The 6641-nt window shown below is 75.6% G+C and carries 6 protein-coding genes; 5 read left to right on the top strand and 1 reads right to left on the bottom strand.

Features of this window, described 5'->3' with window-relative positions; all coding sequences use genetic code 11:
• Nucleotides 1-244 precede the first annotated feature (244 nt).
• Entirely contained in the window at nt 245-1519 is a 1275-nt protein-coding gene (locus ACZ4U1_RS08840) for a M20 metallopeptidase family protein (RefSeq protein WP_467901363.1), read from the bottom strand.
• Nucleotides 1520-1804: 285 nt separating this feature from the next.
• On the opposite strand from ACZ4U1_RS08840, the gene ACZ4U1_RS08835 reads away from it, so the two are divergent.
• From ACZ4U1_RS08835 to ACZ4U1_RS08815, 5 genes are read left to right on the top strand one after another with little or no spacing between them, the layout of a single operon-like run.
• Nucleotides 1805-2734 carry a polysaccharide deacetylase family protein gene (locus ACZ4U1_RS08835; protein ID WP_467901361.1) on the top strand — a complete coding sequence of 310 codons (930 nt, stop codon included), beginning with the start codon at nt 1805-1807 and terminating at the stop codon, nt 2732-2734.
• A complete protein-coding gene (locus ACZ4U1_RS08830) occupies nt 2731-3726 on the top strand; it encodes a pyridoxal-phosphate dependent enzyme (protein WP_467901359.1) in 996 nt (331 codons plus the stop codon). Before ACZ4U1_RS08835 ends, ACZ4U1_RS08830 begins: the two co-directional genes overlap by 4 nt.
• On the top strand, nt 3726-4673 hold the full coding sequence (locus ACZ4U1_RS08825) for a diiron oxygenase (protein ID WP_467901476.1): 948 nt from the start codon (nt 3726-3728) through the stop codon (nt 4671-4673). Before ACZ4U1_RS08830 ends, ACZ4U1_RS08825 begins: the two co-directional genes overlap by 1 nt.
• Before the next feature lie 35 nt (nt 4674-4708).
• A complete protein-coding gene (locus ACZ4U1_RS08820; protein WP_467901357.1) occupies nt 4709-5692 on the top strand; it encodes an ornithine carbamoyltransferase in 984 nt (327 codons plus the stop codon).
• Between the two features lie 36 nt (nt 5693-5728).
• Nucleotides 5729-6640 (top strand): methyltransferase domain-containing protein, encoded by a 912-nt coding sequence (locus ACZ4U1_RS08815; RefSeq protein ID WP_467901355.1) that lies wholly within the window; start codon nt 5729-5731, stop codon nt 6638-6640.
• Nucleotide 6641 lies beyond the last annotated feature (1 nt).

Raw genomic sequence — 6641 nt, 5'->3', positions numbered from 1 at the left:
GCCGGACCACCGTCAGGCACCGCCACCGGACCACCGTCCGCAGCCGCCACCGACCCCCCATCCGGCGGCACGGCCAGCGGGCCGCCGTCGGACGCGGCCACCAGGCCGTCGTCCGCAGCGGACACCGGAACGCTCCCGGGCACGGCCACCGGACCACCGTCAGGCACCGCCACCGGACCACCGTCCGCAGCCGCCACCGACCCCCCATCCGGCGGCACGGCCAGCGGGCCGCCGTCGGACGCGGTCATCGGGCCGGCTCCGGTGCGTGGCCGGCGAGGAAGGCGAGGGCCACGGCGGCCTCGCAGGCGATGCCCGTGGCGATCACGTCCTCGTCGACGGTCATGCGGGACGAGTGCAGCGACGGGGCCTCGTGCGGTGCCGTGCCCGGGGGGCTCGCGCCGAGGAAGGCCAGGGCGCCGGGGACGGCCCGCAGTACGTAGGAGAAGTCCTCCGCCGTCATCAGCGGGGCCGGCAGCACGTCCACCGCGTCGGCGCCGAGCGCGTCGGCGGCGGTGGACAGCACGAGGTCGGTGAAGGCGGCGTCGTTGGCGGTGACCGGGTAGCCGGTCTCGACGGTCGCCTCCGCCGTCGCCCCGTGCGCGGCGGCCACGCCCCGGGCGACCCGGTCGATCGCCTCGTGCAGCCGCCGCCGGGTCGGCTCGGCCAACGTGCGCAGGGTCCCGGCGAGTTCGGCGGTGTCCGGGATGACGCCGGTGGCGGTGCCCGCGGTCAGCCGGGTCACGCTGAGCACGGCGCTGTCGTCGGCGGCCACACCCCGGGTGACCGCCGTCTGCAGGGCGAGCACGATCTCGCAGGCCACCGGCACCGGGTCACAGGCGGAGTGCGGTGCCGAGGCGTGCCCGCCGCGGCCACGGACCACGACCCGGAACCGGTCGGAGGCCGCCATCTGCGGCCCGGGCCGCAGCCGTACCGTCCCGGCCGGCAGGTTCGGGTGCACGTGCAGGGCGAACGCGGCGGCCGCCCGGACGCCGGACGCCTCCAGCACCCCCTCCTCGATCATCTGCCGGGCGCCGTGATGGCCCTCCTCGCCGGGCTGGAACATGAACACCACGCGCCCCGCGAGCGCTTCCCGCCGTCCGGCGAGCAGCCGCGCCGCGCCCACCAGCATCGCCGCGTGGACGTCGTGCCCGCAGGCGTGCATCAGCCCGTCGTTCCGCGAGGCGAACGGCAGCCCCGTGTCCTCGGTGACGGGCAGCGCGTCCATGTCGGCCCGCAGCAGGACCGTCGGCCCGTCGGCCGCGCCGGCGAGGACCGCGGTGACGGAGGACAGCCCACGGCCGGTACGGACCTCGAGACCGATCCCGTCGAGCGCGTCGAGGAGCAACCGCTGGGTGTCCGGCAGTTCGAGCCCCAGCTCCGGTACCCGGTGCAAGGCCCGGCGCAACGCCACCGCGTCGGGGGCCAGCCGACGGGCCTCGCCGAGCAGCTCGGGACCGACGACGGCACCGACGGGGCCGGCATCCGGCGCACGCCGCGCGGCCCGAGGCGGAGGTGTCATGCGGCCGTTCTCCTTCCCGGGCCCGGCCCGATGGCGGCACGGCCCGCAGCGGCGGCACACGAGGAGGCGGCACCCCCCTCACCGCGGGACAACGAGGAGGCGGTACCCCCTCACCGTAGGGACCGCGCGGCCGTGCCGGACAGTCCCCGGCGGCCCCGGCGCACGGGATTCGGACAGGGCCGACCGTTGACAGGATGGCGGATTCCGCCCCCTGACCAGGGGCCGACGCGCTGACATGCTCGGACGAGGACCCCCGCAGGCCCGAGTGAGGGTGAGGCCCCATCCATGGCGAACTCCGCGTCCGCGGGAACACCCCGGCACCCCTGGGAGTGGGACGAGACCGAGTGGCGGCGGCACGTCGGCCGTGTCCGCGCCGGGCGCGGACTGAAACCCGCGTCCTGGCCGGGCGGGGCACGCTGCGCCGTGGCGCTCTCCTTCGATCCCGACCACGAGACCATCCCGCTGCGCGACGGCGAGGTCATGCCCGGCAAGCTGTCGCAGGGCGAGTACGGCGCCCGCGCCGGCGTACCCCGCATCCTGGGCCTGCTGGAGCGGCACGCCGTACCCGCCACCTTCTTCATGCCGGCCGTCTCCGCTCTGCTGCGTCCGGAGGAGGCAAGGGGGTACGTGGAGGCGGGCCACGAGGTGGCCCTGCACGGCTGGATCCACGAACGCACCACGGAGCTGGAGTACAAGGACGAACGGGACCTCGCCTTCCGGAGCGCGGACGCCCTGGAACGGATCACCGGCCGACGCCCGGTGGGCATCCGCACCCCCTCCTGGGACTTCAGCGAGCACACCCTGGACATCACCCGTGAGCTGGGCCTGGAGTACGACTCCTCCCTCATGGCGGACGACGAGCCGTACGAGCTGCTCGCCCACGGAGAACCCACCGGCGTGGTGGAGATCCCCCCGGAGTGGATCCGGGACGATGCGGCCTACCTGAACATGGACCGCTACTCCGCCGTCCGCCCCTACACCCCGCCCCGGGCGCTGGTCCCGCTGTGGCGGGACGAGTTCGACGGGGCCCGTGCGGAGGGCGGCCTGTTCCAGCTGACGATGCACCCGCACGTCATCGGGCACCGCTCGCGGATCGTGGTCCTGGCCGAGCTGCTGGACCACATCGCCGCCCACGGTGACGTCTGGTACGCGACCCACGCCCAGGTCGCGCGGTACGTCTGGCAGGAGGCCACCGGAAACGGCACGCCCGGATGACCTGGGCACCGGGGACGGGGGACGGCCTGGCGCCGACTCCGGTGGTCCGCCTCGGACTGGAGATCGCCGGCACTCCGCGGGAGCTGTGGCTGAAGCTGGAGGGGTACAACCCGTACGGGTCCATCAAGGGCCGTACGGCGCTCGCCCTGTGGCGGGACGTCGCGGACCGGGTGGAGCGGGGCGCGGGGCTGGTGGAGTCCACGTCCGGCAACCTCGGCCTGGCCCTGGCCGCGCTGGCCGCCGCGCACCGGGTGCCGTTCACCGCGGTGGTGGACCCGCGCACCAGTGCCGCGCTGCTGCACGACATCCGCGCGCTCGGCGCCCGTGTCGTCACCGTGGACACCCCGGACGGCGCCGGCGGCTACCTCCTGAACCGGCTCGCCCGGGTGCGGGCCCTGCTGCGCGAACAGCCGGACCTGGTGTGGACCGACCAGTACCACAACCCGGCCAACCCGGCCGCCCACGCCACCGGCACCGCGCCCGAACTGCACTGGCAGACGGGCGGGCAGCCGATGAGCGTGCTGGTGGCCGTGTCCACCGGGGGCACCCTCGCCGGTTTCCGGCGGTACGCCGCCGAGTCCGGCGCGAACTGGGAACTGGTCGGGGTGGACGCGGCCGGCTCGGCGGCGCTGGGCGGCGCGGTGGGCCCCCGGCTGCTGTCCGGTCTCGGCTCCAGCCGCCGGTCCTCCTTCCTGCCCGACGGCCACCGGCCCACGGTGCACGTCGGTCCGGCGGAGGCGGTCACGGTGTGCCTGTGGCTGCGCGACAGCACCGGGATCGCGGTCGGCGCCAGCGCGGGAGCCCTGGTCGCGGCGGCACTGCGGCTGTTCCGGGCCGACACCCGGCGCACCAGCGCGGCCTGTCTGTGCCCCGACGGCGCCGACCGGTACCTCGACACCGTGTACTCCCCCGTCTGGCGCCACGCGCACGGCATGACCGGATCCGGCCCGCTGCCCGGGGTACGGCTCCTCGCCGCCGAGGGGGCACGGTGATGATCGCCGACGGCGGGGAGCGGGACTGGTACACGCGGGCGGGCGTCCGCCGGGACCCGCGCCGGCTGCTGCGGGACGAACTGGGCGCCGGGCAGCTGTACTTCCCGCCGGACCTCATTCCGTACGCCGCCCACCCCCTGGTGCTGGCGCTGCCCGGCCGCGCGCGGGAGGCGCTGGCCGCCCGGCACCTGTTCCAGTACCTCGGCTTCACCACCCACTTCGAGACCGAGGTGGTCAACCGCGCCACGCAGCGCATCGCGACGGGCCGCAGCGGTGTCGACACCACGGCGGAGACCCGGCTCGACGCGTTCCGGATCTACTGCGACGAGGGCTACCACGCGCTGTACAGCTTCGACGTCATCCGGCAGATCGCGGACGCCTCCGGCGTCGAGCCGGTGCCGTACGACTTCACGCCGTTCCGGGACCGGCTCGACACGGTCGGCCGGGAGGCCCTGCCGGGACAGCCGGTGCTGGCCCAGCTGCTCCAGGTCGTCGTGTTCGAGACGCTGGTCACCGCCATCCTCAACGACGTGCCCAAGGACCCGCGGGTGCTGACCGTCGTACGGCAGATCGTGCGGGACCACGCCCGGGACGAGGGCTGGCACCACGCCTTCTTCGCCCGCTTCTTCCGCGAGCTGTGGGCCCGGCAGTCGCCTTCGGAGCGGGTCCGTGTCGCCCGCTGCCTGCCGGGGCTGGTCCGCTCCAGCCTGCTGCCCGACCTGCGCCCGGTGCGGGCCGCGCTGGCCGCCGCCGGGCTCGGCGCGGCGCAGGTGGAGGAGGTCGTACGGGACTCCTACCCGCGCGCCGCGACGGAGCGGGCGATGCGGGAGGCCGCGCGGCACGCGCTGCGGCTGTTCGAGGAGACGGGGGTGCTCGGGGTGGACGGCGCCCGGGACGCCTTCCTCACGGCGGGCCTGCTGACGGAGTCCGAGGGAGGCGGCCCATGACGGTGGAACCGCCCCGAACCCACGAAGGAGTGTCCATGCGTGATCCCGCCGGTGCACTTTCCTCCCTCCTCGGCGCCCCGGCCGCCGCGGCGGAGCAAGGGCTGTTCTCGCTGGCCGAGTGGGAGCCGGCGCGGCTGCACCGGCTGGTCGCCAGGTCGGTCGAGCTGTTCCGGGACCGGGGCGGCCACGACCGGCCGCTGCGGGACCGTGTGGTCGGTGTGCTGTTCACCCGCACCTCCACCCGAACCCGGACCGCCTTCCAGAGCGCCACCGTACGGCTCGGCGGCACACCCGTCGCGTACGGCCCCGGCGACCTCCAGCTGAACACCGGCGAGTCGGTGACGGACACCGGCCGGGTCCTCGGTGCCATGCTCGACCTGCTGGTGGCGCGCACCGCGGGCCCGCTGACGGAGCTGCGGGAGCTGTCCCGGGCGGGCGGGCTGCCGGTGATCAACGCGATGGCGGCCGAGGAGCACCCCACCCAGGGCGTGTGCGACCTCGCCGTACTGTCGCTGGCCCTCGGCGACCTGAGCGGCATCCGGGTGCTGTACGCAGGGGAGGGCAACAACTCGGCCACCGCCCTCGCCCACGGCCTGGCGACGGTGCCCGGCGCCCGCGTCACCTTCGCCACCCCGCCCGGCTACGGTCTGCCCGCCGACGCGCTGGCCACGGCCCGCAAGTGCGCGGAGGCCACCGGGGCCCGGATCGAGGAGATCCACGATCTCGCGGACGCGCCGGCCGAGGCGGACGTCGTGTACACCACACGCTGGCAGACCACCGGGACCAGCAAACCGGATCCCTCCTGGCGGGAGGTCTTCCGCCCGTTCCACGTGGACGGTCCGCTGCTGGCGCGGTGGCCGCGGGCGCTGTTCCTGCACGACCTGCCCGCCCACCGGGGCGACGAGGTCGCCGGAGAGGTGCTGGACGGGCCCCGGTCGCTGGCCTGGACGCAGGCCGCGATGAAACTGCCCAGCGCCATGGCCGTCCTGGAGCACGCCGGCGGCTCCCTGCCCGGCTGACCCCTCACCACTCCGCCTGCCCGGAAGGAGCGTGCCATGCCGTCCGTGTCACGGGTCGACGCGTACACCCATCTGACCCCAAAGGACCTGGAGCCGCCGGGTGAGCCCGAGGTCTTCTTCGAGCCGGCCGACACCGAGATCGGCGTGTGGGTCGCCGCCGACCTGCTGCCGCCCGGCGGCGGGGGTACGGTGCTGGACCTCGGCTCGGGCAGCGGAGCGGCGGCCGCCGCCATGGCCCGGGCCGGCGCGGCACGGGTGCACGGCGTCGACAACGGCCGCCAGACCCTGCGCTGGGCCGAGCGGCACTACGCCTCGCCCGACGGCCGGGTCAGCTTCGCGCTCGGCGACTACGGGCTGCTGAGCCCCCGCGAGCTGCTGGCGACCGCCCCCGGGCCGCTGCCCCGCCCGCTGATCGTCACCAGCAATCCCGCCTATGTGCCGCTGCCCGCGGAGGCGGCCCGGACCCATCCCTCGATCAGCGGCGGCACCGACGGCCTCAAGTGGGCCGGCCCCATCATCGGCCACGCGCGCGCCCTGGGCGCGGACCTCGGTCTCACCATCGGCTCCTACTCGACCCCGCGCCGGGCGGCGGCCCTGCTCGCCGAGGCCGGTTACCGCATCGCCGCCGTGACGCTCTGCCCGCTGCCGTTCGGCGCGTTCACGCTGGAGCACCCCGAGCGGGTCCTCGCCCTGGAGGAGCAGGGGGAGGCCGTGCTGTGGCGCTCCGGCCCGGACCCGCTCGCGTACTTCGTCGTCGGCCTGGCCTGCCACCGCGCCGACGGCACCGAACAGGCGGGCGGGGGCAAGGAGTTGCTGGACCTGCTGCGTACGGCGGCCCGGTCCGCCACCACCCGGCTGGAGAGCCTGGACGCGCCGGACGCGGCCCCGCCGCCGTGGCCGGTACGCGTCCTGGACCTGCCGCCCGCGACCGCCCGCCACCACTGGTAGA

The sequence above is a fragment of the Streptomyces sp. NPDC028928 genome, assembly GCF_055564915.1.
The sequence above is the reverse complement of the archived record's forward strand: the minus strand, read 5'-3'. Positions and strand labels throughout refer to the sequence as shown.